Raw genomic sequence first — 24,599 nt, forward strand, 5'->3', positions numbered from 1 at the left:
GCGTGGGAATGCATCACCGGACGCTCCGCGTCCATTCGCGCAAAAGTGACGCAGAGCGTCACGGGCTGCATTCCCACGCAGAGCGTGGGAACGATCATCACCAGCCCTCGATTTTTTGGAGCACCGCACCATGACGCTTGCAGTCCAGTTCACCAACGTTTCCCGTCAGTTCGGCGACGTGAAGGCCGTTGACCGGGTTTCCATCGACATTCAGGACGGCGAGTTCTTTTCCATGCTGGGCCCTTCCGGCTCGGGCAAAACCACCTGTCTGCGCCTGATCGCCGGTTTCGAACAACCGAGTGCAGGTTCTATCCGGATTCACGGCTTCGAGGCCGCCGGGCTGCCGCCGTATCAGCGTGACGTGAACACCGTGTTCCAGGATTACGCACTGTTCCCGCACATGAACGTACTCGACAACGTCGCCTACGGTTTGAAGGTCAAAGGCGTCGGCAAAACCGAACGCCAGAAACGCGCCGAAGAAGCCCTCGACATGGTCGCCCTCGGCGGCTACGGCGCGCGTAAACCGGTGCAACTGTCCGGCGGTCAGCGCCAGCGTGTGGCCCTGGCCCGCGCCCTGGTCAATCGTCCGCGCGTGCTGCTGCTCGATGAACCGTTGGGCGCGCTCGATTTAAAACTGCGCGAGCAAATGCAGAGTGAATTGAAGAAGCTGCAACGCCAGCTCGGCATCACCTTCATCTTCGTCACCCACGACCAGACCGAAGCGCTGTCCATGTCGGATCGCGTGGCGGTGTTCAACAAGGGGCGCATCGAGCAGGTCGATACCCCGCGCAACCTCTATATGAAACCGGCCACAACCTTTGTCGCCGAATTCGTCGGCACCTCCAACGTGATCCGCGGCGACCTGGCGAAACAATTGAGTGGCAATCCACAGCCGTTTTCGATTCGCCCGGAACACGTGCGTTTCGCCGAAGGACCGTTGGCCAGTCATGAAATCGAAGTCAGCGGCTTGCTCCACGACATTCAGTACCAGGGCAGCGCCACGCGCTATGAAGTGAAACTGGAAAACGGCCAGACCCTGAACATCAGCCAGGCCAACGTCCAGTGGCTCGACGTCAGCGCGCAGCATCAGACCGGACAACGCATCAGCGCACGCTGGGCACGGGAAGCGATGATCCCGCTGCACGACAACGCTGTCGGCGGGGTGTGAGATGAACAGCGTGACTCTCCCTCAAACCCCGGCCGGCGGCTCGCCGTTGCGCAGGTTTTCCAACCTGCTGTATCGCCGGCCTAATTTTTACCTGTCGCTGCTGCTGGTGCCGCCGCTGCTGTGGTTCGGCGCGATCTACCTCGGATCGCTGCTGGTTCTGCTGTGGCAAGGCTTCTACACCTTCGATGACTTCACCATGGCGGTCACGCCCGACCTGACCCTGGCGAACTTCGCTGCGCTGTTCCAACCGTCGAACTTCGACATCATCCTGCGCACCTTGAGCATGGCCGTCGTCGTGTCGATCGCCAGCGCCATCGTCGCGTTCCCGATCGCCTACTACATGGCGCGCTACACCACCGGCAAAACCAAGGCGTTTTTCTACATCGCGGTGATGATGCCGATGTGGGCCAGTTACATCGTCAAGGCGTATGCCTGGACCTTGCTGCTGGCCAAGGGTGGCGTGGCGCAATGGTTCGTTCAACACCTGGGGCTTGAGCCGGTGTTGCAATTCGTTTTGGGCATTCCGGGCGTCGGCGGCAGCACCTTGTCGACCTCGCACCTGGGCCGGTTCATGGTGTTCGTCTACATCTGGCTGCCGTTCATGATCCTGCCGATCCAGGCCTCGCTGGAACGTCTGCCGCCCTCGTTGCTGCAAGCCTCGGCCGACCTCGGCGCCAAGCCACGCCAGACGTTCATGCAAGTGATTCTGCCGTTGTCGATCCCGGGCATCGCGGCCGGTTCGATCTTCACTTTTTCGCTGACCCTGGGCGACTTCATCGTGCCGCAACTGGTGGGCCCGCCGGGCTACTTCGTCGGCAGCATGGTGTACGCCCAGCAAGGCGCGATCGGCAACATGCCGATGGCCGCGGCCTTCACGCTGGTGCCGATTGTTTTGATCGCCATTTACCTGACTATCGTGAAACGACTGGGGGCCTTCGATGCGCTCTGATGCAAAAAAACCAGTGCCGCAAACCCACGGGGAGAAAGCCTCGCTTGGCCTGCGCATCGCCGCCTGGGGCGGGTTGCTGTTTCTGCACTTTCCGATCCTGATCATCTTCCTGTACGCCTTCAACACCGAAGACGCGGCGTTCAGTTTTCCGCCTAAAGGCTTCACGTTGAAGTGGATCGGCGTGGCGTTCTCCCGGCCGGATGTACTGGAAGCGATCAAGCTGTCACTGCAAATCGCTTCCGTCGCGACGTTGATTGCGCTGATCCTCGGCACGCTAGCGTCGGCGGCCTTGTACCGGCGGGATTTCTTCGGCAAGCAAGGCATTTCGCTGATGCTGATCCTGCCGATTGCCTTGCCGGGGATCATCACCGGCATCGCCTTGCTGGCGACCTTCAAGACGCTGGGGATCGAGCCGGGAATGTTCACCATCATTGTCGGCCACGCGACCTTCTGTGTGGTGATCGTCTACAACAACGTCATCGCCCGCTTGCGTCGCACGTCTCACAGTTTGATCGAGGCTTCGATGGACCTCGGTGCCGACGGCTGGCAGACCTTCCGCTACATCGTCCTGCCGAACCTCGGCTCGGCGTTGCTGGCCGGCGGCATGTTGGCGTTTGCCCTGTCGTTCGACGAAATCATCGTTACCACCTTCACCGCCGGCCATGAACGCACCCTGCCGCTGTGGCTGCTCAACCAACTCAGCCGCCCACGGGACGTGCCGGTGACCAACGTCGTCGCGATGCTGGTGATGATGGTGACCATGCTGCCGATCCTCGGCGCCTATTACCTGACCCGTGGCGGCGAAAGCGTTGCGGGCAGTGGCGGGAAATAACCGAATGACCACTGAAGGAATCGAATCTCTGTAGGAGTGAGCCTGCTCGCGATGAGGACATCACATTCAACATTGATGTCAGCTGATACACCGCTATCGCGAGCAGGCTTACTCCCACAATTTGATCGGGCTCCTACAGAGAAAAAACAACAGTTGCGAAGAGGACAACGCCATGCAAACCAAACTCTTGATCAATGGCCAACTGATCGACGGCGAAGGCCCCGCCCAACCGGTGTTCAACCCGGCTATCGGTCGTGTGTTGGTGGAAATCCACGAAGCCAGCGAAGCGCAGGTCGATGCCGCCGTGCGTGCCGCCGACAGTGCCTTCGAAGGCTGGTCGCAAACCACGCCGAAAGAACGTTCGCTGCTGCTGCTCAAACTTGCCGACGCTATCGAAGCCCATGGCGAAGAGCTGGCCAAACTGGAATCGGACAACTGCGGCAAACCCTACAGCGCCGCATTGAACGACGAAATCCCGGCGATTGCCGACGTGTTCCGTTTCTTCGCTGGCGCCAGCCGTTGCATGAGCGGTTCGGCGGGCGGTGAATACCTCCCCGGTCACACCTCGATGATCCGTCGCGACCCGGTCGGTGTGATCGCGTCCATCGCACCATGGAACTACCCGCTGATGATGGTCGCCTGGAAAATCGCCCCGGCCCTCGCCGCGGGTAATACCGTGGTGCTCAAGCCGTCGGAACAAACCCCGTTGACCGCGTTGCGCCTGGCGGAACTGGCGTCGGATATTTTCCCGGCCGGCGTGCTTAACCTGGTGTTCGGTCGTGGTCCTACGGTTGGCAATCCCCTGGTCACACACCCGAAAGTGCGCATGGTCTCGTTGACCGGTTCGATCGCCACCGGTTCCAACATCATTTCCAGCACCGCCGACAGCGTCAAACGCATGCACATGGAACTGGGCGGCAAGGCCCCGGTGATCATCTTCGACGACGCCGACATCGACGCCGCCGTGGAAGGCATTCGCACCTTCGGTTTCTACAACGCCGGCCAGGACTGCACCGCCGCCTGCCGCATCTACGCGCAGGAAGGCATCTACGACACGTTCGTCGAGAAGCTCGGCGAAGCGGTCAGCAGCATCAAGTACGGTGTGCAGGATGATCCGTCGACCGAGTTGGGCCCGTTGATCACCGCGCAACATCGCGACCGCGTGGCCGGGTTCGTCGAGCGTGCAGTGGCGCAGCCGCATATCCGATTGATCACCGGCGGCAAGGCTGTGGAAGGCAATGGTTTCTTCTTCGAACCCACCGTGTTGGCCGACGCGCAACAGGACGACGAAATCGTCCGTCGTGAAGTGTTCGGGCCGGTGGTGTCGGTGACCAAATTCGCCGATGAAGCGCAGGTGCTGGGCTGGGCCAACGATTCGAACTACGGCCTGGCGTCGTCGGTCTGGACCTCGGACGTCGGTCGTGCGCATCGCCTGTCTGCGCGTTTGCAGTACGGCTGCACCTGGGTGAATACGCACTTCATGCTGGTCAGCGAAATGCCCCACGGCGGTCAGAAACTGTCCGGTTATGGCAAGGACATGTCCATGTACGGGCTGGAGGACTACACCGTCGTTCGGCATGTGATGTTCAAGCACTAAAAGCATCGTGAGCAGGCTTTGCTCCTACAGGATTGATGTCGTTCGCAAGACTGGTGCACGACCACAAAACCTGTAGGAGCAAGGCTTGCCCGCGATGGCTTCTGGTGCACCACTTCGTCCCGGAAAACCGAAACCTGTGCCACCAATGGCAGCGGGGCACTCAGAGCATTTCGAAATACATCCCCTCCTCCCATTCTTCTTTCGCCCGCTAAGGTTTCTTCAAACCAATGCAAGGCAATCGGTTGACGAACAAGCCGGTAAGACCTAGGGTGTTTACGTCGTTTACAGCGTATACACCTCTAGGAGAGCCACCATGGCCTCACCCGTTTTGTCCTTTCGAGTTGAAGAATCGCTGGCCCAACAGCTGGATAATCTGGCAGCGGCCACCGATCGAGACCGTCAGTACCATCTCAAGCGTGCATTGGTTCGATATGTAGAAGCCGAGTCATGGCATCTGCAAGCCATAAGCGACGGCATAAAAGACGCCGACGCAGGAAATCTCACCGATCTGGATGCCGTAAAGGCTAAGTGGGCAAAACGTGCCGAGCGTAGTACTGACTGAAAAAGCTGAAAGTGACCTCGATTCTATTCATGAGTATTACCAAGGCATCCTTGGTGCTGATGCCGCACTGGAGGTCATAGCGATTTTTCTGCAATCCTTCCATCAACTGGAGCAGTTTCCAGGGTCAGGAAGGCCTTCAGTAGTACCGGATGTACGTGAGCTGGTATTTGGCCGTTATCCATTTATCGCTCCCTATCGATTGATGCATGGCCAGATACAGGTACTGCGTGTTCTGCACCAGCGGGCAGAGCGATCGCAAAATTGGTAATCGGCGACATTCAGCCGCAACACTATCGCCGCGGCTGAATGTCGTACCCCCTTAAAACCGCGAAACACTCCTCATCGCCTCCACCAGATACCGCATCGCAATCTGGTCGCTTTCCGACAGCTCCCGATAGCGCTCCAACAACTTCATCTCGTCCGAGCTGACCCGACGCCTTCGGCGCGCAGTGCTCAGGCAAGGTAGGATTCCCAGCAACTGAGTGATGCCTTGTACTTTCGTCATGGACGATGTCCTTCTATAAGCCCGAGAAAACTTCAAAAACCGCATCGCCCTCTCCTTTTTGTAGTCGCCGGCCTGAAGGGCAGGGTCGGTCATGAACACAGAATAGGAACTATCACGGCGGTGAAAAGCGATTTTTAGAGTAATTAGTCGAAAAAAGCAGAAATGCCCTATAAATCAGAAAGCACTGTCAGAAAACTTAACCGACATTTCTTGTTTCATTGCCGCGAAGCCAAAGTGCTACCAATCATTTTTTCTACACAACCGAACGGTTTAAGCTATTTGTTATCTGTTTAATGTCCGTTGCGTTTGGCCGAAGGCATGTCCGAACCTTTATTTTTGATCCAGCACGTGCCAGGAACGGCGCGGGATTGTTCACGACAGGTTGAACTTATGCACCGCAGGAATTTGCTCAAAGCATCCATGGCCATCGCCGCCTACACCGGTTTATCAGCCACCGGCCTGCTGGCTTCGCGGGCCTGGGCCGGTACCGGCGCGGCAGATGGCGAGGCTCAGGCATTCGATTTCGAAGCGCTGAAGATCCAGGCCAAGCAGCTCGCCGGCAATCGCTATCAGGACACCAAGCAGGTGTTGCCGCCGACCCTGGCGACCATGACGCCGCAGAACTTCAACGCGATCCGCTACGACGGCAACCACTCGCTCTGGCATGACCTCAAGGGTCAGCTGGATGTGCAGTTCTTCCATGTGGGCATGGGGTTCAAGCAGCCGGTGCGCATGTACAGCGTCGACCCCAAGACGCGTCAGGCGCGGGAAGTGCATTTCCGCCCTTCCCTGTTCAATTATGAAAAAACCACGGTCGACACCAAACAGCTCACGGGCGACCTGGGGTTTTCCGGATTCAAGCTGTTCAAGGCACCGGAGCTGGACCGGCACGACGTACTGTCCTTCCTCGGCGCCAGCTATTTCCGCGCGGTCGATGCCTCAGGCCAGTACGGTCTGTCGGCACGCGGGCTGGCGATCGATACCTATGCCAAGAAGCGTGAAGAGTTCCCGGACTTCACCAAGTTCTGGTTCGAGACCCCGGACAAAAACAGCACCCGCTTCGTGGTCTATGCCCTGCTGGATTCGCCGAGCGCCACCGGTGCCTACCGTTTCGACATCGACTGCCAGGCCAGCCAGGTTGTCATGGCCATCGATGCCCACATCAATGCCCGCACTGCCATCGAACAACTGGGCATCGCGCCGATGACCAGCATGTTCAGCTGCGGCACCCATGAACGGCGCATGTGCGACACGATTCACCCGCAAATCCACGACTCTGATCGCCTGGCCATGTGGCGCGGCAACGGCGAGTGGATCTGCCGCCCGCTGAACAACCCGGCCACCCTGCAATTCAACGCTTTCGCCGACACCGACCCGAAAGGTTTCGGTCTGGTGCAGACCGATCATGAGTTCGACAGCTATCAAGACACCGTCGACTGGTACAGCAAGCGTCCGAGCCTGTGGGTAGAACCTACGACCGCGTGGGGCGAAGGCTCTATCGATCTGTTGGAAATTCCTACGACGGGCGAAACCCTGGATAACATCGTCGCGTTCTGGACCCCGAAGAAACCGGTCGCGGCCGGCGACTCACTGAACTATGGCTACAAGCTGTACTGGAGCGCACTGCCACCGGTCAGCACACCGTTGGCGCGGGTCAACGCCACTCGTTCGGGCATGGGCGGTTTCATCGAAGGCTGGGCACCTGGCGAGCATTACCCGGAAGTCTGGGCTCGACGGTTTGCCGTGGACTTCACCGGAGGCGGCCTGGATCGCTTGCCTGAAGGCACGGGGATCGAGCCGGTGGTCACGTGCTCGAACGGGCAGGTCAAGGATTTCAACGTGCTGGTGCTCGATGACATCAAGGGCTACCGGATTACCTTTGACTGGTACCCGACCAATGACAGCGTGGAGCCGGTGGAGCTGCGGCTGTTCATTCGCACCAATGACCGGACGTTGAGTGAAACCTGGTTGTACCAGTATTTCCCGCCGGCGCCTGAGAAGCGTAAGTACACCTGAGGGTAATTGGTTGTCTGGGCGGGCCTCTTCGCGGGCAAGCCCGCTCCCACAAGGATCGGCGGTGTCGCACAAAATGAGTGAACTCCACTACACCCCTGTGGGAGCGGGCTTGCCCGCGAAGACGGCCGAACAGGCAACAAACACTCCTGCACAGAAACGCAAAAGCCCCGATCACAACGACCGGGGCTTTTTGGTTTTACCGCCTCAATCAGTCGCGCAAATCCGACTCATGAATCGGCTGCTCACGATGGGTAGCCCGATGATACTGCGCCGGCCAGATGGCCTTGCGTCCACCCAGGTCATCATCGGCATGCAGCGGCCAGTACGGATCACGCAGCAGCTCGCGGGCCAGAAAGATGATGTCAGCCTGACAGGTGCGCAGAATGTGCTCGGCCTGCGCCGGCTCGGTAATCATTCCTACCGTGCCGGTGGCAATGCCTGACTCTTTGCGTACACGTTCAGCGAAGCGGGTCTGATAACCGGGACCTGTAGGAATCTCGGCGTTGACCGCCGTACCGCCCGACGAGACGTCAATCAGATCTACGCCCAACGCGTGGAGGCGTCGCGCCAGCTCTACGGTTTCATCCGGGTTCCAGCCGTCTTCCACCCAATCGGTGGCCGACACCCGCACGAACAGCGGTAGCTCTTCAGGCCATACCGCACGCACCGCTTCGGTGACTTGCAGCACCAGCCGGATGCGATTCTCGAACGAGCCACCATATTGATCGCGCCGCTGATTGCTCAGGGGCGAAAGAAACTGATGCAACAGGTAGCCGTGGGCAGCGTGTATTTCCACCACTTTGAAACCGGCGGTCAGCGCTCGCTTGGCCGAAGCGACAAAGGCCTGAATGACCTCGGCAATCTCGCTTTCATCGAGCTGCTTGGGATGGGTGTGCTGCGGGTCAAAAGCTATCGGCGACGGCCCCACCGGCATCCAGCCACCGTCTTCGGGTTTGACGCTGCCATGTTTTCCGATCCACGGCCGATGGGTGCTGGCCTTGCGCCCGGCGTGAGCCAACTGAATGCCGGCCACAGCGCCTTGCGCCGCAATGAAGCGCGTGATGCGTTGCAACGGTTCGATCTGTTCATCGTTCCACAGGCCGAGGTCCTCGGCGGTGATGCGCCCGTCGGCCGTGACCGCCGTGGCTTCGGTAAACACCAGGCCGGCGCCGCCGACAGCACGGCTGCCGAGGTGGACGAGGTGCCAGTCATTGGCCAGTCCATCGACGCTGGAGTACTGGCACATCGGCGATACCGCAATGCGGTTGAGCAGGGTCAATTGACGAAGGGTATAGGGTTCAAGCAGCAGACTCATGGGGCACCTCTCGAATCAGTGGGCAGGCTCCAGGGTTCTGTTTGAAAGTCGACGAGTGACAGGAAAAAGGTGCAGCACCCGCCCCCGCGGGCAAAAAATTCGACAAGACGTCACAAGGAGAATCAAGCAGTGCTTAGAGACTAGTCGACATCGGGGGATGAGGGAGGGTTCCGAGGGATTCGGTGTCAGAAAGATCGCTATCGCGAGCAGGCTCACTCCCACAGGGTTTGCGCAAATCCTGTGGGAGTGAGCCTGCCCGCGAAGGGCTTAACGCGGTTCGATGTGGGCAATCATCAACTGCACCGTTTCGTTGCCACGAAACTCGTTGAGGTCGAGTTTGTAGGCCAATTCCACCCACTTGATGGTCGGATTCGGCCAGATGTCGCGGTCGATTCCGAAGGCAATGCCATCCAGTTTTACCGAACCGCATTCACTCTTCAGTACCACTTTGAGGTGCCGCTCGCCGACCACTCGCTGCTCGACCAGCTGGAACACGCCGTGGAACAACGGCTCCGGGAAGTGCTGCCCCCAAGGTCCGGCATGGCGCAGGGCGCGGGCCAGTTCCAGGTGGAATTCCTCGACCGCCAGCGTGCCGTCCGACAACAATCGCCCGGTCAGGTCTTCTTCGCGCAATTGCCTACGCACTTCCGCGTCAAAGGCTTCGGCGAACAACGGAAAATTCGCTTCCGGCAGCGTCAGGCCGGCGGCCATCGCATGGCCACCATATTTGCTGATCAAATTCGGATGCTGCGCCGCCACCACGCTCAATGCGTCGCGAATATGAAAACCCTGAACCGAACGTCCCGAGCCCTTGAGCAAACCATCGCCGGCATCGGCAAAGGCAATGGTCGGACGGAAATAGCGATCTTTCATACGCGATGCAAGGATTCCGATGACACCTTGGTGCCACTCGGGATCGAACAGGCACAGGCCGAACGGCATCGACTCGACCGGCAAATCCTTGAGTTGAGCCAGCGCTTCACGCTGCATGCCCTGCTCAATGGATTTGCGGTCCTGGTTCATGCCGTCGAGTTGTGCGGCCATTTCACGTGCCAGACCAGCGTCTTCGGTGAGCAGGCATTCGATGCCCAGGCTCATGTCATCCAGCCGCCCCGCCGCGTTCAGACGCGGACCAACAATGAAACCCAGGTCGGTAGAGGTGATGCGCGTGTGATCACGTTTGGCGACCTCGAGGATCGCCTTGATCCCCGGCCGCGCACGCCCGGCGCGAATCCGCTCCAGGCCTTGGTGCACCAGAATCCGGTTGTTGGCATCCAGCGGTACCACGTCGGCGACGCTGCCAAGAGCCACAAGGTCCAGCAACTCGCCGATGTTCGGCTGCGGCTTGCTCTCGTACCAGCCGAGGCTACGCAAACGCGCGCGCAGGGCCATCAGTACATAGAAGATCACTCCGACGCCGGCCAGCGCCTTGCTCGCAAACCCGCAACCCGGCTGATTCGGATTGACGATGGCATCGGCCAGCGGCAACGCGTCACCGGGCAAGTGGTGGTCGGTGACCAGCACTTGGAGCCCGGCCTTTTTCGCCGCCGCCACGCCTTCAACGCTGGAGATCCCGTTGTCCACAGTGATCAGCAACTGGGGTGTACGGGTCAGCGCCACTTCGACGATTTCCGGCGTCAGGCCGTAGCCATACTCAAACCGGTTCGGCACCAAATAGTCGACGTGCGCCGCGCCCAGCAGGCGCAAGCCCAACATGCCCACGGTGCTGGCCGTCGCGCCATCGGCGTCGAAGTCACCGACGATCAGAATCCGCTGACGCTGCTCGAGCGCCGTCACCAGCAAATCCACCGCGGCATCGATGCCTTTGAGTTGCTGGAACGGAATCAGCCGCGCCAGGCTCTTGTCCAGTTCAGCCTCGGACAGCACGCCCCGCGCCGCGTACAGACGGGTCAGCAGTGGCGGCAGATCACCGAGGAATGGCAGGGTATCGGGCAACAGGCGAGGTTCGATGCGCATGGGGTGACAGGTGCTTCTCTTGGAGACGTAGGACAAAACCGGATAACGCGGACCAGCAGCGAATAATCAGCCGCGTTCGCCGCTCAGCCACTGCAACTGGACTTCGTGCTGACCACGGTCGTCGGTGACGAAAATCGTTCCTTCGCTGATCATCACGTCCCACTTGATAACCCGGGGCATGTCTTTGGCCAGGGTTTCCAGCACTTCCTGCGGAACTGCAGCGATGTGCACGTTTTTCAGGTTTTTGATCGCCGGGATCACTTTGGTCTCCCAGACGCGCAGGCTGCCGTAGGCCAGCAGGCTGGTGCGCTCGGTGCGACGCGAGCACCAGGTCAGGCGATCGGCGTCTGGCTGGCCGACTTCGATCCAGTGCAGGACGCGGTCGTCCAGGCTCTTTTCCCACAGGGCAGGTTCGTCCACGTCTGACAGACCGCGACCGAACGACAACTGCTCGTTGTACCAAAAGGCGTAGGCCAGCAGCCGCACGGTCATACGCTCTTCGGTCTCCGAAGGGTGACGGGCGATGGTCTGCTTCACGCTCTCGTACACGCTGCGGTCGAGGTCGGTAAGGTTCAGTTCAAACTTGTAGGTCGTGGACGGCTGGGCCATGAACGGGCTTCTTGATACGGGGAAAGGCGGCAAGTCTAACCGATGCGGTAGGCAATCCACGAATTGAAGGCGATCAACCTTGGTCGTCTGACGTTCGGCTATGTTAAAACCCTGTCTTCGCTCAACCTTTGTCCTACAGGATCCAGCATGCCGCTCACCGGAAAACCGCTCTCAGGGCTGAAAGTCATTGAATTGGGTACGTTGATCGCCGGGCCGTTTGCCTCGCGCATTTGCGGCGAGTTCGGTGCCGAGGTGATCAAAATCGAGTCCCCCGATGGCGGCGATCCGTTGCGCAAATGGCGAAAACTGTATGAAGGCACCTCGCTGTGGTGGTTCGTCCAGGCGCGCAACAAGAAATCCCTGACCCTGAACCTCAAACACCCCGACGGGCTGGCGATTCTGAAAAAACTGCTCAGCGAAGCGGACATCCTGATCGAGAACTTTCGCCCTGGCGTGCTGGAAAAGCTCGGCCTGGGCTGGGAAGTCTTGCACGCACTGAACCCGAAACTGGTGATGGTGCGTCTCTCGGGTTTCGGTCAGACCGGGCCGATGAAGGATCAGCCAGGCTTTGGCGCCGTCGGTGAATCCATGGGCGGCTTGCGCTACATCACCGGGTTCGAAGACCGACCACCGGTGCGCACCGGGATTTCCATCGGCGACTCTATTGCCGCGCTCTGGGGTGTGATCGGCGCATTGATGGCCCTGCGTCATCGCGAGGTCAACGGTGGCCTTGGCCAAGTGGTGGATGTGGCGCTGTATGAAGCGATATTCGCCATGATGGAAAGCATGGTCCCGGAATTCGACGTGTTCGGTTTCATCCGCGAACGCACCGGCAACATCATGCCGGGCATCACGCCCTCGTCGATCCACACCAGTGCCGACGGCAAACATGTGCAGATCGGCGCCAATGGCGACGCGATTTTCAAGCGTTTCATGCTGGTCATTGGACGCGAGGATCTGGCCAACGACCCTGCGCTGGCCAGCAACGACGGACGCGATAACCGTCGCGACGAGATTTATGGGGTGATTGATCGCTGGGCCAACTCGCTGCCGCTGGACACCCTCATCGAGCAGTTGAATCAGGCCGACGTACCGGCCAGCCGGATCTTCAGTGCCGAGGACATGTTCAGTGATCCGCAGTACCTGGCCAGGGAAATGTTCCTCAAGGCCAAGTTGCCGGACGGCAAAGATTTCAAGATGCCGGGAATCGTGCCGAAACTCTCAGAGACACCCGGAACATCGGAATGGGTCGGGCCGCAGTTGGGCGAACACAATGCGCAGGTACTCAACGATCTTGGTTATGACAAGGAACAGATCGCAAAGCTGCGTGAAGACGGGGCCATCTAAGCTGGGCTGCCTGCTGGCGCGCCCCATCAACCACTGCCTGTTGCGCGGCGGGCGAGCATTGTGCGCGTTTGCGTTTTTCTTGCTGCTCGCTGGCCAGGCTCAGCCAACGTTGGCGCAACCGAAAGAAACCCTGGTCTGGTTACTGCGCGACCTTCCACCGCTGATGATTTTCGAGGGTTCGAAAAAGGGCCAGGGAGTCATCGATCAGCTATTACCCATGCTGATCGCCCGCATGCCGCAATACGAACACACCCTGATGCGAGTCAATCGCGCTCGCGGCTTGCAAATGCTCCACGAGCCCTCCCTCACGTGCGATGCGGCGCTGAACTGGAGCAAGGAGCGCGCTGGCTGGATCGCGTTTTCCATTCCGGTCTTTCGCGCCATGAGTAACGGCCTGGCAGTGCGGCGCATCGATCGGGAGGTGCTGACGCCCTTTATCAAGGACGGCGAAGTGGACCTGGCGGCCCTGTTGGCCAGTGGCCGAGAGAAACTGGGCATTATTGCCGAGCGCAATTACGGCGAATATCTCGACGCACTGCTCAAACAAGCGCCAGCCAATTCACTGACTCTCCATTACGGAAACGATGCGTTGGGCAGCCTGTTGCAAATGCAACGCCTGGGGCGCTTGCGGATGCTATTGGGATACCGCTCGGAGATCCGCTACCAGGCCCAGCAGCAAGGGATCGCGGAAGATGAATTGCAGTTCTACCCGATTCGCGGCACGGGCAAATACCTGTCCGGTTACATCGGCTGTACTGACACCCCTCAGGGCCGGCAGGCGATCATCGAAATCAACCAGCTGTTGCGCACCCTGCCCCACGATCACTTGAGCGAGGCATATGCCGCCTGGCTGGACCCCGAAAGCCGCAGCGACTACCTGGAAGCCAGCCGGGTATTTTTCCTGCAGCAGGCCGAGCAATGACAAATCGCAGACAAAAAGAAACCCCGAGAAGTGGGGAGACGACTCGGGGTTAAACGTGGCCTACATAAAGACCAGTGGCAGCAAGCTACAAGCACCGGAGCACAATGCTCGATCCTGCTGTTACAAGGTCTGACTGACCTGAGCGAAGGAAGGTTCCCACAAAAAACAATTCAATTTCGGTTGGCCAGGATCTTGTCCTGGGCAGCATTGCGCAACGCCGCGATGACACAGGGCTCCAGCCTGCCTTCGGCGATCAGCACGTCGCGATGCAATCCGTCGACGACATCCGTCAGCAGACGCTTGCTGGTCAGCTGGGCCTGATTGAACGCCCGTTCGACCACGATCGCGCCGGTCGCATTTTTCAGTGTCACCAGGCATTCGCCATGGGTTCCCGACGGGGTCAACGTTACCTGATACGGGCTCAGAGCTTCACCGAGCAATAGACTGATACTTTCCATCTCGATCACCACTCAATAGTCCGAAAACAAAGTGCCAGAGGCGTTCCTACAGTAGATGACCACGGGCTCGAGAAGAAAGTTCTGGATACCGACTGCTGGTGAACCCTGCGCTGCGGGTCAATAGAGCATGCACGGCCAAGATGACAGATAAAAAACAGCCGCGTCATGCCTGCTGCTTTCGCTTGCCGATATCGGTCCATCCACCCAGCAGGCCTCGCAATTGTCCGTCGGCACCGTAAAAAGGCACCGTCCACTGATAGATATGCCTGACGCCGTTGTTGAACTTCAATTGACGCTCACTGAAGCGCGTCTTGCGCGTACCGAGCTGGGCCATGAACTCTGCGTGCAGCAGTTCAGCGGTCTCTTTGGGCAAGACGTCCAGTTCAATCAACTGTCGTCCCTGAACCTGGTCGAAACGAGTCGACAAGCCCTCCTCATAACTTTTGTTGCACATGATCAATCGCCCTTCCAGATCACGAACAAACATCGGATCGGGCATGGCGTCCATCAACGCGTGCTGGAAGGCGAGTTGATCGCTCAGACTTTTTTCGGCATCCAGGCGCTGCTGGATCAATATCGTGAGCCGTCGGTTCCAGAGCAGGGACAACAAGCCGAACAGACTGACAATAAACATTCCCCAGCAGCCCCACTCGGCGAGTCGATGCCAGGTGCCGGGCACCTTGACGGGGACAATCCCATTGAGCCATTTCAGGCGCATGGCGCGCAGTTCGGCAGGATCAAGCGCCTCAAGCGCCTTGTTGAGGATGCTCGACAGCTGAGGTTGACCTTTGCGAACGGCCAGGTGGTCCGCCTCCCATTTGCCCTCCACCGTATACCCGACCTTGAGTTGCCCGGACGGATAGAGGTGGGCTCCGGTTTCGTTTTCGATGGTGGCATAGGCCTCGCCGCTCTCGACCAGCGCCCGGGCCTCCGCGTAGGTTTTGACCGAGCGCAGCTCGATGTCCGAATAGTCGCGGCGAATCGTAGCCTCCAGCGCATGCCGGGTCGGCAACACCAGAACCCTTCCCGACAGCTGCTTCAGGGATTGCACCTCTGGCGCTCCGGCCCGCCCGACGAACACCCAGCCAGCACCACCGAACGCATGACTGAAATCCAGAAACATCTTGCGTTCGTCATTCATCGCCAGCGTCGTACTCATGTCCGCCGCACCACTTTCCAGGCGCCCGAGCAACTGATCGGTGGAAAACGATTCTTCGTGAACAAACCGCAACCCCGTCATCGCGCTGATGCGGTTGAGCAGATCATTGTTCAAGCCATTCCATTGGCCGTGCTTATCCTTGAACAGGTACAACGGATATTGCACCGAGGCGACGACGACATTTGAATGCTCGGCAATCCATTTCAACTCCTGAGCATCCAGCTCGATCCTTGGGCCAGCAACCAATCCTTTAGTATCAGTTGCCGCCAATTGCGACGCGCTCCCCGATTGAGCAAAGCCCAGGGTGCCAAGTAAAAAAAACATCCAGCACGCGGCTGGTTTTAACCCTCTGAAAAACAGCATTGCCACTTCCTTCGTGATCAACTCGCCCGTCCTTCATAGGGCGAAAACCCAGCAAGTGTGACATGCAGAAATGAGAAAGCCCGTCAGGAGACGGGCTTCAAAATGTGACAGATTTAATTGGTTACAGAGGCTTGCCGCGGTTGCCATGCTTGCTGACAAAGGCCTGCACGGCTTTCAAGTCATTTGGCAGCACGGTGCAGCGCTCATCTCGCTCAAACAAATCAGAAAGATGTGCAGGTAGTTCGAGTGCTTTTCCTACACCTGCTTTTTCCACTGCGTCGGGGAATTTGACCGGATGCGCCGTACCGAGGATCACCATCGGGATATCCAGGTTGCGACGGCACTCGCGCGCTGCCTTCACGCCGATGGCAGTGTGCGGATCCAGCAGTTCACCGGTTTGCTCGAAAACCTCGGCAATGGTTTCGCAAGTTTGAGCGTCGTCCACGGCCAGCGAATCGAACAGTTTGCGAGCCTCGGTCCAGCGTTCCTGTTCGACACTGAAACCGCCACCTTGCTTGAAGGTGTCCATCAACCCGGCGATCGCTGCGCCATTGCGACCGTGCAGGTCGAACAGCAGACGTTCGAAGTTGGACGACACCATGATGTCCATCGACGGCGACAGCGTGGCGTGCAGGGTGTCCTTGACGTACTGATTGCCGCTCATGAAGCGGTGCAGGATGTCGTTGCGATTGGTAGCGACGATCAACTGGTTGATCGGCAGGCCCATGTTGCGCGCCAGGTAACCGGCGAAAATGTCGCCGAAGTTGCCGGTCGGCACCGAGAACGATACCGAACGTGCCGGGCCGCCCAACTGCAGGGCTGCATGGAAGTAGTAAACGATCTGGGCCATGATTCGCGCCCAGTTGATCGAGTTCACGGCCACCAGACGCGTGCCTTTGAGGAAACTCTGGTCGGCGAAGCTGGCCTTGACCATTTCCTGGCAGTCATCGAAGTTGCCTTCGATGGCGATGTTATGGATGTTCTCGCCGAAGATGGTGGTCATCTGGCGACGCTGCACTTCGGACACACGGTTGTGCGGGTGCAGGATGAAGATGTCGACGTTTTCGCAATGCTTGCAGCCTTCGATGGCGGCCGAACCGGTGTCGCCGGAGGTGGCGCCGACAATCACTACGCGCTCACCCCGTTTTTCCAGCACGTAGTCGAGCAGACGACCCAGCAGCTGCAAGGCGAAGTCTTTGAACGCGAGGGTCGGGCCGTGGAACAGCTCCAGCACCCATTCGTTACCGTTCAGCTGACGCAATGGTGCCACGGCGTTGTGGGAAAACACGCCGTAGGTTTCTTCGAGGATCTTTTTGAAATCGGCATCCGGGATGCTGCCGGTGACGAACGGGCGCATCACCCGGAAAGCCAGCTCGTGATACGGCAGGCCGGCCCACGAAGCGATTTCTTCCTGGGTGAAACGTGGCAGGTTTTCCGGGACGTACAGACCACCGTCCGTGGCCAGACCGGCCAGCAGGACGTCTTCGAAATTCAGGGCCGGTGCCTGGCCGCGGGTACTGATATAACGCATGACTGGCTCCAATAGACAGTGTTCGCAAACCCGGGCCCGCAGGCGAGCCCGGTGAACGATAACGGCTTAGTTCAGGTGCTCGACGCGGATCCGTACGACCGGACCGACTACGCCCGCCAAGGCTTCCAGGGCGGCGATCGCGTCGTTCATGTGCTGTTCCAGCACGCGGTGAGTCAGCAGGATCATCGGCACCAGGCCGTCGTGTTCTTCGACTTCCTTCTGCATGATCGATTCGATGTTGATGCCGCGTTCCGACAGGATGCTCGCCACCTGCGCCAACACGCCCGGATGATCCTTGGCCTGGATGCGCAGGTAATAGGAGCTTTCGCAGGCCTCGATCGGCAGGATCGGGTGGGCCGACAGCGAATCCGGCTGGAACGCCAGGTGCGGTACGCGGTTTTCCGGGTCGGACGTCATGGCGCGAACCACGTCCACCAGGTCGGCGATCACCGACGAAGCGGTCGGTTCCATGCCAGCGCCAGCGCCGTAGAACAGGGTCGAACCGGCAGCATCACCGTTGACCATCACTGCGTTCATCACGCCGTTGACATTGGCGATCAGGCGGTCGGCCGGGATCAGCGTCGGATGCACACGCAGTTCGATGCCGGCCGCGGTGCTGCGCGCCACGCCCAGGTGCTTGATGCGATAGCCCAGCGCTTCGGCGTAGTTCACGTCAGCGGTGGTCAGCTTGGTGATGCCTTCGGTGTAGGCCTTGTCGAATTGCAGCGGAATACCGAACGCAATGGACGCCAGGATCGTCAGCTTGTGGGCCGCGTCGATGCCTTCAACGTCGAAGGTCGGATCGGCCTCGGCGTAACCCAGGGCCTGTGCCTCGGCGAGTACGTCTTCGAAGGTGCGGCCCTTCTCACGCATTTCAGTGAGGATGAAGTTACCGGTGCCGTTGATGATGCCGGCGACCCAGTTGATGCGGTTGGCCGACAGGCCTTCACGGATCGCTTTGATCACCGGGATGCCACCGGCCACGGCGGCTTCGAACGCCACAATCACGCCCTTCTCGCGGGCCTTGGCGAAAATTTCATTACCGTGAACGGCGATCAACGCCTTGTTCGCGGTCACCACATGTTTTCCGTTCTCGATCGCTTTGAGTACCAGCTCGCGGGCAACGGTGTAGCCGCCCATCAGCTCTATGACGATGTCGATCTCAGGGTTCGTGGCCACTTCGAAGACATCGTTGGTAATCGCAATACCGGTCGTCTGGAACTGAGGCTTTGGCGTGCGCATGGCAATTTGTGCCACTTCGATTCCACGCCCGGCACGACGAGAAATTTCCTCGGCGTTACGCTGAAGTACGTTGAAGGTACCGCCACCGACGGTCCCTAACCCACAGATGCCTACTTTGACCGGTTTCACTGTGAACTCCCCATAAAACGGCCGACTCAAGGCCGGCCGTGAAAACAACCGCATACTCGCGGCTCTCTATTAATGGCTCGGCGAACGCTGCCGTCGAACCATGATCGTCAATGGCTGACCGTGACGATGCGAATTTATTTCGCGTCCAGCGCCAGTTTGGCGACTTGTGGCGCTGGCTGGTAGCCCGGAATGACCTGGCCGTCGGCCAAAACGATGGCCGGTGTACCGTTCACGCCAATCGACTGGCCGAGGGCGAACTGCTTGGAAACCGGGTTATCGCACTTGGCGGCCTTGATTTCCTTGCCGTCGACCATCTTGTCCATCGCCGCTTTCTTGTCTTTGGAGCACCAGACCGCTTGCAGCTGCTCATCACCCGGCGAGCCCAGGCCCTGGCGTGGGAACGCAACATAACGCACTTCGATGCCGCGCTTGTTCAGCTCAGGCACTTCAGCGTGCAACTTGTGGCAGTACGGGCAGGTGGTGTCGGTGAACACGGTGATGTGCGATTTGGTTTCGCCGATCGCGGGGTAGACCACGGTTTCCGCGACTGGAATGGCGTTGACCAGTTTGGACACGCCCAGGCGTTCGGTCTTCTCGGTCAGGTTGACCGGTTTGCCGTCCTTGAGCTGGAACATATAACCCTGAACGACGTACTGGCCATCGGCGCTGGCATAGAGTACGCGGCTGCCCTTGAGCTTGACTTCGTACAGGCCCGGCAGCGGGCTGGCGGAGATGCTTTCTACCGGCACTTCGAGCTGGAGGTTTTCCAGGCTTTTACGAATGGCTTTGTCGGCCGCGTCATCGGCGACGGCAAAGGTGCTGACCAACGCAATGGCTGCGGCGGCGAAAATCTGGGTCAGACGCATGAGAACTCCTGAAGGCGGACAAATGGGACGATCAGAACGCCCGTGCCGAAACACCGGGTCATAAACGCCCATCGTGCAAACCGGCAAAGCCTACCACATAAGGCCCCTGTGGCCGAATGCGCCTGATGCAGGACATCTCGCTCACGGTGCACGACGCCTTTATGTAGCAGCTGGCGAAGCCTGCGTTCGGCTGCGAAGCAGTCGTAAACCCTGAAGCTCGCGGTTTAACTGAAACACTGCGGTGTTTGATTTCACGACTGCTGCGCAGCCGAACGCAGGCTCCGCCAGCTGCTACAAGGGTTGTGTTCATCCGCGCGGGTGGTGTTTGGCGTGCAGGTCCTGCAAGCGGGCGCGGGCGACGTGGGTGTAGATCTGCGTGGTCGACAGATCGCTGTGGCCGAGCAGCATTTGCACCACCCGCAGGTCGGCGCCGTGGTTGAGCAAGTGGGTGGCAAAGGCATGACGCAGGGTATGCGGCGACAGCGACTTGCCGATCCCGGCAACCTTGGCCTGGTGCTTGATGCGATGCCAGAAGGTTTGCCGCGTCATCTGCTCGCCGCGCTGGCTGGGGAACATGACATCGCTGGGACGCCCGCCAAGCAGCTCCTGGCGGCCATCGCGCAGGTAACGCTCGACCCAGACAATCGCCTCTTCGCCCATCGGCACCAGCCGCTCCTTGCTGCCCTTGCCCATCACTCGCAGCACGCCTTGGCGCAGGTTGACCTGCTCCAGCGTCAGGCTGATCAGTTCCGTCACGCGCAAGCCGCAGGCATAAAGCACTTCGAGCATGGCGCGGTCGCGTTGGCCGATGGCTTCGCTCAAATCCGGAGCCTTCAACAGCGCTTCTACGTCTGCTTCCGACAGGGATTTGGGCAATGGCCTACCGAGTTGAGGCATATCGACCCGCAACGTGGGGTCGACCGCGATCAACTTTTCCCGCAGCAGATAACGATAAAAGCCGCGCACACCCGAGAGAAACCTCGCGGTGGAACGGGGCTTGTAATTTTGCTCCAGACGCCAGGCCAGGTGATCGAGGATCAACTCGCGTCCGGCGTTGATCAGCTCCAGGTTTTTTTCCTGCAGCCAGCCGTTGAACAGAGCAAGGTCGCTGCGATAGGCATCGCGGGTGTTATCGGAAAGACCTTTCTCCAGCCACAGCGCGTCGAGAAACTGGTCTATCAAAGGATGATCGATGGCGGGCATAAAGGCTCAGGCAAGACCGACAGTACGGTCAGGGAAGATAAATCGCAGGCAACAAAAAAGCAGCCCGTAGGCTGCTTTTTTCTGCATCGGAAGCTGGACTTAAGCCAGTTTTTCCTTGATGCGAGCTGCTTTACCGGACAGGTCACGCAGGTAGTACAGCTTGGCTTTACGTACGTCACCGCGACGTTTAACGGCCATGCTGTCGATTTGCGGGCTGTAGGTCTGGAAAGTACGCTCTACGCCAACACCGTTGGAGATTTTACGAACGGTGAAAGCACTGTTTACGCCGCGGTTACGCTTGGCGATAACAACACCTTCGAACGCTTGCAGACGCGAACGGTCGCCTTCCTTCACTTTCACCTGAACGACAATGGTGTCGCCCGGGGCAAAGGTAGGGATCTCTTTGGTCATCTGCTCTGCTTCGAGTGCAAGGATGATTTTGTTAGTCATGCTGTGCTCCTAAGGTAAATCGTCGGATCTACCATCGATACGTTGTTAACTATCGTCCCGCTCGCGGATGTATTCCTCGAGCAGCTTCTTCTCTTCTCCAGAAAGCGAGCGGCTTTCCAGAAGATCGGCGCGTCGTTCAAAGGTCCTACCAAGGGACTGCTGTAAACGCCAACGCCGGATATGCGCGTGATTGCCACTTAGCAATACGTCGGGAACACGCTGATCCGCATACACCTCCGGTCGGGTGTAGTGCGGGCAATCCAGCAAACCATCCGTAAAGGAATCTTCCTCGGCGGAGTCCGCATGCCCTAAAGCTCCAGGCAGCAGTCGTGTAACCGCATCGATCAGGACCATCGCCGGCAGCTCGCCGCCAGACAGTACATAGTCGCCAATCGACCACTCTTCATCGACATGAGCATCAATAAAACGCTCGTCAATGCCTTCATAGCGGCCGGCAATCAGGATCAATGCATCCAGATTCGCCAACTCGCGTACCGCCGACTGAGTCAGTTGACGGCCTTGGGGGGACAGGTAAATCACCTTCGCCGCCTCCCCGGCTGCTGCCTTGGCCTGAACCAACGCATCTTCCAGGGGCTTGATCTTCATCACCATGCCCGGACCACCGCCAAATGGGCGATCGTCCACAGTGTGATGTCGATCCGTCGTGTAGTCTCGCGGATTCCAACAGGTGAGCTGCAAGAGCCCCTGTTTCACCGCACGACTGGTGATGCCGTACTCGCTGATGGCGGAAAACATCTCGGGAAACAAACTGATCACTTCTACGCGCAAGTTAGCCACGCTTAGAAGTCCGCATCCCATTCCACCTTCATCTCGCCTGCGGCAAGGTCGACAGCCAACACGCATTGCTCCGTATAGGGCAACAGGCGTTCGCGATCATCCAGGCTGCCAGCGCAAGGCTTGACCACCATTACATCATTGGCGCCGGTTTCCAGAAGATGATCGATTTTCCCGAGCAATTGCCCGAGTTGATCAATGACCTTCAGACCTTCCAGCTGGTACCAGTAGTACTCGCCGTCGGTCAATTCAGGGAACAGGTTGCGCGGCACGCAGATCTCATAACCGGCCAGAAGACGCGCTTCTTCACGATCATCGAGACCCTTGAGCTTTGCGACCAGGAACTTGTCGTTCCCGCGTCCGCTGACCAGCTCGACCTGTTTCACATTGCCTTCGCGCTTGAGCGTCCAGGTTTTGTACTGCAACAGGTTTTCAGTCGGATCAGTAAAGGAATACACCTTCACTTCGCCGCGAACGCCATGAACCGAGTAAATTTTGCCGATAACGATCAAATCATCAGCAACAGCTGGCGTCGCGTTCATATTGCTCAGGCCGCAGCCTTAGCCGCGTCTTTCAGCAACTGAGCAACACGCTCGGAAGGCTGTGCACCAACGCTCAGCCAGTAGGCTACGCGCTCTTGGTTCACGGACAGACGGACTTCTTGACCACGAGCAACAGGGTTGAAGAAACCAACCTGTTCCTTGTGCGAACCGTCGCGCGGGTTGCGGCTGTCGGTTACGGTCAAGTGGTAAAACGGGCGCTTTTTGGAGCCGCCAAGGGCAAGACGGATTGTTAGCATGTGAACATCGTTCCTGTAGTCGGTGCTGCAAATCTAAAGGCACAGCGGGCATAGGTGCCCGAAAGGCCGCATATTCTAAGGAATATCCGGACTTTTGCAAATGTCTTTTTCCGGCGGTCTTTCGGCCGCCATCAAGATTTGCTATAGAGCCGTCGTTGAAAACGGCCAGTCAGCTCCCGCCAAGTGCGGGTTTGCTGGAGATCCCACTTCCGTGTGGGAGGTGCAAGGGCAAGCCCTTGCGTAAATTATTTACATTCTTGGCATGCCGCCGCCGGGCAACATACCGCCCATGCCGCGCATCATTTTGGCCATTCCGCCTTTTGCGGAGAACTTCTTCATCATCTTCTGCATCTGCTTGTGCTGCTTGATCAAGCGACCGATGTCCTGCACCTGAGTGCCGGAACCCATGGCGATCCGGCGTTTGCGCGAACCGCTGATCATCTCAGGGTCGCGGCGCTCGGCCGGGGTCATGGAATTGATGATGGCTTCCATCTGCTTGAATTGTTTCTCTGCCGCACCCTGGGCGTTACCCATCTGCGCCAGGTTCATACCGCCCATGTTTGGCAGTTTGTCCATGAGGCCGCCGAGGCCGCCCATGTTTTTCATCTGTTGCAGCTGATCGCGGAAGTCTTCGAGGTCGAAGCCCTTGCCCTTCTTCAGCTTCTTGGCCAGTTTGTCGGCCTTGTCCTTGTCGAGGGTCTGTTCGGCCTGCTCGATCAGGCTGAGCACATCGCCCATCCCGAGGATGCGCGAAGCGATACGCTCCGGGTGGAACGGCTCGAGCGCGTCGCTCTTCTCGCCCATACCGATGAACTTGATCGGCTTGCCGGTGATTGCGCGCACCGACAGTGCAGCACCGCCACGGGCATCACCGTCGACCTTGGTCAGGATCACACCGGTCAGCGGCAGCGCGTCGCCAAAGGCCTTGGCCGTGTTGGCGGCGTCCTGGCCGGTCATGGCGTCGACCACGAACAGCGTTTCGACCGGGTTGATCGCGGCATGCAACGCCTTGATCTCGCCCATCATCTCTTCATCGATGTGCAGGCGACCGGCGGTATCGACGATGACCACGTCGATGAATTTCAGTTTTGCTTCTTTAATAGCCGCTTGCGCGATGTCGACCGGCTTCTGGCTCAGGTCGGACGGGAAGAAGGTTACGCCGACTTCACCCGCGAGCATTTCCAGCTGCTTGATCGCCGCCGGACGGTAAACGTCCGCCGACACGACCATGACCGACTTCTTCTTGCGCTCTTTGAGGAAGCGCGCGAGTTTGCCGGCGGTGGTGGTTTTACCCGCGCCCTGCAAACCGGCCATCAGCACGACGGCCGGAGGAACGGCGCTCAGGTTCAAGTCTTCGTTGGCCGCGCCCATCAGGCTTTCGAGTTCGGCCTGGACGATCTTCACGAAGGCCTGGCCCGGCGTCAGGCTGCGCGACACCTCGGTGCCGACGGCGCGTTCCTTGACCGAATTGACGAAGTCCTTGACGACCGGCAGGGCGACGTCAGCTTCGAGCAACGCCATGCGCACTTCGCGCAGGGTGTCTTTGATGTTGTCTTCGGTCAGCTTGGCCTTGCCGGTGACATGGCGCAGCGTCTGCGAGAGACGGTCGGTTAAGTTTTCAAACATTGCGCGATCCTTTCAGGCCCTGTGTAGACCGGGATAATGGCGGCCCAGACCGGAATAAACATGTGCTCGGCGAGCCTGCGGCGTGGGCAGGTCGCGGATTATAGCGAAGACTGCGTCTGGCGGACACCTCGTCGTCAGCTTGCATGGTCTTTCGTGCTGTAGGGGTTCTATGCCAAACT

24 protein-coding genes are annotated in these 24,599 nt (G+C 59.0%); 9 read left to right on the forward strand and 15 right to left on the reverse strand.

Annotated features, from left to right (window positions below):
• Positions 1-130 precede the first annotated feature (130 nt).
• From BLW70_RS28545 to BLW70_RS28570, 6 genes are all read left to right on the forward strand, one after another.
• Entirely contained in the window at positions 131-1,168 is a 1,038-nt protein-coding gene (locus BLW70_RS28545) for an ABC transporter ATP-binding protein (RefSeq protein WP_074879840.1), read from the forward strand.
• 1 nt (position 1,169) lies between these two features.
• Positions 1,170-2,117, forward strand: a complete 948-nt coding sequence (locus BLW70_RS28550) for an ABC transporter permease (protein WP_074879842.1) — start codon at positions 1,170-1,172, stop codon at positions 2,115-2,117.
• A complete protein-coding gene (locus tag BLW70_RS28555) occupies positions 2,107-2,949 on the forward strand; it encodes an ABC transporter permease (RefSeq protein WP_074879845.1) in 843 nt (280 codons plus the stop codon). Before BLW70_RS28550 ends, BLW70_RS28555 begins: the two co-directional genes overlap by 11 nt.
• Positions 2,950-3,121: 172 nt before the next feature.
• On the forward strand, positions 3,122-4,546 hold the full coding sequence (locus BLW70_RS28560) for a gamma-aminobutyraldehyde dehydrogenase (protein WP_074879848.1): 1,425 nt from the start codon (positions 3,122-3,124) through the stop codon (positions 4,544-4,546).
• A 313-nt stretch (positions 4,547-4,859) separates the two neighbouring features.
• A complete protein-coding gene (locus BLW70_RS28565; protein WP_074879854.1) occupies positions 4,860-5,108 on the forward strand; it encodes a CopG family ribbon-helix-helix protein in 249 nt (82 codons plus the stop codon).
• Positions 5,086-5,376 (forward strand): type II toxin-antitoxin system RelE/ParE family toxin, encoded by a 291-nt coding sequence (locus BLW70_RS28570; protein ID WP_074879858.1) that lies wholly within the window; start codon positions 5,086-5,088, stop codon positions 5,374-5,376. Before BLW70_RS28565 ends, BLW70_RS28570 begins: the two co-directional genes overlap by 23 nt.
• A gap of 51 nt (positions 5,377-5,427) precedes the next feature.
• Here the strand turns inward: BLW70_RS28570 and BLW70_RS28575 are convergent, their stop codons facing one another.
• Positions 5,428-5,613, reverse strand: a complete 186-nt coding sequence (locus BLW70_RS28575) for a hypothetical protein (RefSeq protein WP_074880851.1) — start codon at positions 5,611-5,613, stop codon at positions 5,428-5,430.
• Between the two features lie 390 nt (positions 5,614-6,003).
• On the opposite strand from BLW70_RS28575, the gene BLW70_RS28580 reads away from it, so the two are divergent.
• Entirely contained in the window at positions 6,004-7,629 is a 1,626-nt protein-coding gene (locus BLW70_RS28580; protein WP_074879861.1) for a glucan biosynthesis protein D, read from the forward strand.
• Positions 7,630-7,837: 208 nt separating this feature from the next.
• Here BLW70_RS28580 and BLW70_RS28585 read toward each other — a convergent pair whose 3' ends face one another.
• From BLW70_RS28585 to BLW70_RS28595, 3 genes are all read right to left on the reverse strand, one after another.
• Positions 7,838-8,944, reverse strand: a complete 1,107-nt coding sequence (locus BLW70_RS28585; protein ID WP_074879864.1) for an NADH:flavin oxidoreductase/NADH oxidase — start codon at positions 8,942-8,944, stop codon at positions 7,838-7,840.
• A gap of 267 nt (positions 8,945-9,211) precedes the next feature.
• The gene (gene recJ, locus BLW70_RS28590) at positions 9,212-10,921 is read right to left on the reverse strand and encodes a single-stranded-DNA-specific exonuclease RecJ (RefSeq protein ID WP_074879866.1); all 1,710 of its coding nucleotides are present in this window, start codon (positions 10,919-10,921) and stop codon (positions 9,212-9,214) included.
• A gap of 66 nt (positions 10,922-10,987) precedes the next feature.
• Positions 10,988-11,530, reverse strand: a complete 543-nt coding sequence (locus BLW70_RS28595; RefSeq protein WP_007897614.1) for a YaeQ family protein — start codon at positions 11,528-11,530, stop codon at positions 10,988-10,990.
• A 147-nt stretch (positions 11,531-11,677) separates the two neighbouring features.
• On the opposite strand from BLW70_RS28595, the gene BLW70_RS28600 reads away from it, so the two are divergent.
• Both BLW70_RS28600 and BLW70_RS28605 read left to right on the forward strand, forming a co-directional pair.
• Positions 11,678-12,877 carry a CaiB/BaiF CoA transferase family protein gene (locus tag BLW70_RS28600; RefSeq protein WP_074879869.1) on the forward strand — a complete coding sequence of 400 codons (1,200 nt, stop codon included), beginning with the start codon at positions 11,678-11,680 and terminating at the stop codon, positions 12,875-12,877.
• The gene (locus BLW70_RS28605; protein ID WP_074879872.1) at positions 12,831-13,799 is read left to right on the forward strand and encodes a TIGR02285 family protein; all 969 of its coding nucleotides are present in this window, start codon (positions 12,831-12,833) and stop codon (positions 13,797-13,799) included. The genes BLW70_RS28600 and BLW70_RS28605 overlap by 47 nt, the downstream gene beginning before the upstream one ends.
• Before the next feature lie 170 nt (positions 13,800-13,969).
• Here the strand turns inward: BLW70_RS28605 and BLW70_RS28610 are convergent, their stop codons facing one another.
• The 11 genes from BLW70_RS28610 to ffh all read right to left on the reverse strand — a co-directional run bounded on the left by BLW70_RS28610 (position 13,970) and on the right by ffh (position 24,420).
• Positions 13,970-14,257, reverse strand: a complete 288-nt coding sequence (locus tag BLW70_RS28610; RefSeq protein WP_033056390.1) for a DUF3509 domain-containing protein — start codon at positions 14,255-14,257, stop codon at positions 13,970-13,972.
• Between the two features lie 163 nt (positions 14,258-14,420).
• The gene (locus tag BLW70_RS28615) at positions 14,421-15,779 is read right to left on the reverse strand and encodes a transporter substrate-binding domain-containing protein (protein ID WP_074879875.1); all 1,359 of its coding nucleotides are present in this window, start codon (positions 15,777-15,779) and stop codon (positions 14,421-14,423) included.
• 121 nt (positions 15,780-15,900) lie between these two features.
• The gene (gene thrC, locus BLW70_RS28620) at positions 15,901-17,310 is read right to left on the reverse strand and encodes a threonine synthase (protein WP_074879878.1); all 1,410 of its coding nucleotides are present in this window, start codon (positions 17,308-17,310) and stop codon (positions 15,901-15,903) included.
• Positions 17,311-17,376: 66 nt separating this feature from the next.
• On the reverse strand, positions 17,377-18,681 hold the full coding sequence (locus BLW70_RS28625; protein WP_074880855.1) for a homoserine dehydrogenase: 1,305 nt from the start codon (positions 18,679-18,681) through the stop codon (positions 17,377-17,379).
• Positions 18,682-18,815: 134 nt separating this feature from the next.
• Complete coding sequence (gene dsbC, locus BLW70_RS28630; protein ID WP_074879881.1) at positions 18,816-19,547, reverse strand: bifunctional protein-disulfide isomerase/oxidoreductase DsbC; 732 nt, start codon at positions 19,545-19,547, stop codon at positions 18,816-18,818.
• A 306-nt stretch (positions 19,548-19,853) separates the two neighbouring features.
• A complete protein-coding gene (xerD, locus tag BLW70_RS28635; RefSeq protein WP_074879884.1) occupies positions 19,854-20,750 on the reverse strand; it encodes a site-specific tyrosine recombinase XerD in 897 nt (298 codons plus the stop codon).
• Between the two features lie 99 nt (positions 20,751-20,849).
• Positions 20,850-21,200: a 50S ribosomal protein L19 gene (rplS, locus tag BLW70_RS28640; RefSeq protein ID WP_003175895.1), complete on the reverse strand. Its 351-nt coding sequence runs from the start codon at positions 21,198-21,200 to the stop codon at positions 20,850-20,852.
• A 45-nt stretch (positions 21,201-21,245) separates the two neighbouring features.
• Positions 21,246-22,019, reverse strand: coding sequence for a tRNA (guanosine(37)-N1)-methyltransferase TrmD (gene trmD, locus BLW70_RS28645; RefSeq protein WP_173860472.1), 774 nt, complete (start codon positions 22,017-22,019; stop codon positions 21,246-21,248).
• Positions 22,001-22,537, reverse strand: coding sequence for a ribosome maturation factor RimM (gene rimM / locus BLW70_RS28650; RefSeq protein ID WP_008014731.1), 537 nt, complete (start codon positions 22,535-22,537; stop codon positions 22,001-22,003). The genes trmD and rimM overlap by 19 nt, the downstream gene beginning before the upstream one ends.
• A 5-nt stretch (positions 22,538-22,542) precedes the next feature.
• Positions 22,543-22,794 (reverse strand): 30S ribosomal protein S16, encoded by a 252-nt coding sequence (rpsP, locus tag BLW70_RS28655; RefSeq protein WP_007944872.1) that lies wholly within the window; start codon positions 22,792-22,794, stop codon positions 22,543-22,545.
• 249 nt (positions 22,795-23,043) lie between these two features.
• On the reverse strand, positions 23,044-24,420 hold the full coding sequence (gene ffh / locus BLW70_RS28660; protein ID WP_074879887.1) for a signal recognition particle protein: 1,377 nt from the start codon (positions 24,418-24,420) through the stop codon (positions 23,044-23,046).
• Between the last annotated feature and the right edge of the window lie 179 nt (positions 24,421-24,599).

It is taken from the genome of Pseudomonas frederiksbergensis (assembly GCF_900105495.1).
Lineage (GTDB): Bacteria > Pseudomonadota > Gammaproteobacteria > Pseudomonadales > Pseudomonadaceae > Aquipseudomonas > Aquipseudomonas frederiksbergensis.

Bases quoted from the DNA above. Each gene is read 5' to 3' on its own strand.
- BLW70_RS28545 (WP_074879840.1), top strand. From the start codon at position 131: ATGACGCTTGCAGTCCAGTTCACCAACGTTTCCCGTCAGTTCGGCGAC.
- BLW70_RS28550 (WP_074879842.1), top strand. From the start codon at position 1,170: ATGAACAGCGTGACTCTCCCTCAAACCCCGGCCGGCGGCTCGCCGTTG.
- BLW70_RS28555 (WP_074879845.1), top strand. From the start codon at position 2,107: ATGCGCTCTGATGCAAAAAAACCAGTGCCGCAAACCCACGGGGAGAAA.
- BLW70_RS28560 (WP_074879848.1), top strand. From the start codon at position 3,122: ATGCAAACCAAACTCTTGATCAATGGCCAACTGATCGACGGCGAAGGC.
- BLW70_RS28565 (WP_074879854.1), top strand. From the start codon at position 4,860: ATGGCCTCACCCGTTTTGTCCTTTCGAGTTGAAGAATCGCTGGCCCAA.
- BLW70_RS28575 (WP_074880851.1), bottom strand. From the start codon at position 5,613: ATGACGAAAGTACAAGGCATCACTCAGTTGCTGGGAATCCTACCTTGC.
- BLW70_RS28580 (WP_074879861.1), top strand. From the start codon at position 6,004: ATGCACCGCAGGAATTTGCTCAAAGCATCCATGGCCATCGCCGCCTAC.
- BLW70_RS28585 (WP_074879864.1), bottom strand. From the start codon at position 8,944: ATGAGTCTGCTGCTTGAACCCTATACCCTTCGTCAATTGACCCTGCTC.
- recJ (WP_074879866.1), bottom strand. From the start codon at position 10,921: ATGCGCATCGAACCTCGCCTGTTGCCCGATACCCTGCCATTCCTCGGT.
- BLW70_RS28595 (WP_007897614.1), bottom strand. From the start codon at position 11,530: ATGGCCCAGCCGTCCACGACCTACAAGTTTGAACTGAACCTTACCGAC.
- BLW70_RS28600 (WP_074879869.1), top strand. From the start codon at position 11,678: ATGCCGCTCACCGGAAAACCGCTCTCAGGGCTGAAAGTCATTGAATTG.
- BLW70_RS28605 (WP_074879872.1), top strand. From the start codon at position 12,831: ATGACAAGGAACAGATCGCAAAGCTGCGTGAAGACGGGGCCATCTAAG.
- BLW70_RS28610 (WP_033056390.1), bottom strand. From the start codon at position 14,257: ATGGAAAGTATCAGTCTATTGCTCGGTGAAGCTCTGAGCCCGTATCAG.
- BLW70_RS28615 (WP_074879875.1), bottom strand. From the start codon at position 15,779: ATGCTGTTTTTCAGAGGGTTAAAACCAGCCGCGTGCTGGATGTTTTTT.
- thrC (WP_074879878.1), bottom strand. From the start codon at position 17,310: ATGCGTTATATCAGTACCCGCGGCCAGGCACCGGCCCTGAATTTCGAA.
- dsbC (WP_074879881.1), bottom strand. From the start codon at position 19,547: ATGCGTCTGACCCAGATTTTCGCCGCCGCAGCCATTGCGTTGGTCAGC.
- xerD (WP_074879884.1), bottom strand. From the start codon at position 20,750: ATGCCCGCCATCGATCATCCTTTGATAGACCAGTTTCTCGACGCGCTG.
- rplS (WP_003175895.1), bottom strand. From the start codon at position 21,200: ATGACTAACAAAATCATCCTTGCACTCGAAGCAGAGCAGATGACCAAA.
- trmD (WP_173860472.1), bottom strand. From the start codon at position 22,019: ATGGGATGCGGACTTCTAAGCGTGGCTAACTTGCGCGTAGAAGTGATC.
- rimM (WP_008014731.1), bottom strand. From the start codon at position 22,537: ATGAACGCGACGCCAGCTGTTGCTGATGATTTGATCGTTATCGGCAAA.
- rpsP (WP_007944872.1), bottom strand. From the start codon at position 22,794: ATGCTAACAATCCGTCTTGCCCTTGGCGGCTCCAAAAAGCGCCCGTTT.
- ffh (WP_074879887.1), bottom strand. From the start codon at position 24,420: ATGTTTGAAAACTTAACCGACCGTCTCTCGCAGACGCTGCGCCATGTC.